1 protein-coding gene is annotated in these 1,185 nt (G+C 76.4%); it reads left to right on the top strand.

Features of this window, described 5'->3' with window-relative positions; all coding sequences use genetic code 11:
- On the top strand, nt 1-1,185 hold a 1,185-nt coding region (locus tag AC0CYZ_RS14885), incomplete at both ends, for an ATP-binding protein (protein WP_472216630.1).

The raw sequence follows: 1,185 nt of genomic DNA, 5'->3' as shown, positions 1-1,185 counted from the left end.
CCGGGGTCCCGCTCGTGCCCGGCACCTCCGAGAAGGGCCTCACCGACGCCGAGCTCGCCGACGCCGCGCGCGAGGTGGGCTTCCCCGTGCTGCTCAAGCCGAGTGCGGGCGGCGGCGGCAAGGGCATGCACGTGGTCACCGCCGACGCCGAGCTCACCGACGCGATCGCCGCCGCCCGCCGCGAGGCCCGGGGCTCCTTCGGCGACGACACGCTGCTGCTCGAGCGCTACGTCACCGACCCGCGCCACGTCGAGATCCAGGTCCTCGCCGACACCCACGGCACCGTCGTGCACCTCGGCGAGCGGGAGTGCTCGCTGCAGCGCCGCCACCAGAAGGTCGTGGAGGAGGCCCCCTCGACCGTGCTCGACGAGAAGCAGCGCGACGCGATGGGCCGCGCCGCGGTCGACGCCGCCCGGGCCTGCGGCTACGTGGGCGCCGGCACCGTCGAGTTCGTCACGAACGCCGACGCGAGCGAGTTCTACTTCCTCGAGATGAACACCCGGCTGCAGGTCGAGCACCCGGTGACCGAGGAGGTCGTGCGCATCCGCGGCGGGCGCATCGACCTCGTCGCCGAGCAGCTGCGCGTCGCCGCCGGCGAGCCGCTCGGCTACGACCAGGACGACCTGACGCTCGACGGTCACTCGGTCGAGGTCCGGCTCTACGCCGAGGACCCGGCCCGCGGCTTCCTGCCCACCGGCGGGCGCATCCTCGCGCTCGAATGGCCCGAGCACGCGCGGGTCGACGCCGGGGTCGCGGCGGGCTCCGAGGTCGGCAGCGCCTACGACCCGATGCTCGCCAAGATCATCGCCCACGGTCCCGATCGCGCCGCCGCGCTCGACCGGCTCGACGCCGCTCTCGGCGCCACCACCGTGCTGGGCGTCGGCACCAACCTCGCCTGGCTGCGCGGGCTGCTCGCCGACGACGACGTGCGTGCCGGTCGCCTCGACACCGGCCTGATCGGCCGGCGGGTGGAGCGCGCCGCGGCCGGGCCGGCCGTGGCGCAGGTGCCCGACGACGTCGTCGTCGCCGCGGCGCTCGACGGGCTGCTGCGCCTGCCCGACGGGGGCGAGACCGGCGACCCGTTCGACCGCCTCGGCGGCTGGCGCGTCGGCGGCGACCCCGCCCCCGCCCGGTGGACCCTCGTCCCGGTCGGCGTGGAGCACCCGGAGCCCATCGACGTCGCCG

Source organism: Actinomycetospora sp. (assembly GCF_055612215.1).
The sequence above is the reverse complement of the archived record's forward strand: the minus strand, read 5'-3'. Positions and strand labels throughout refer to the sequence as shown.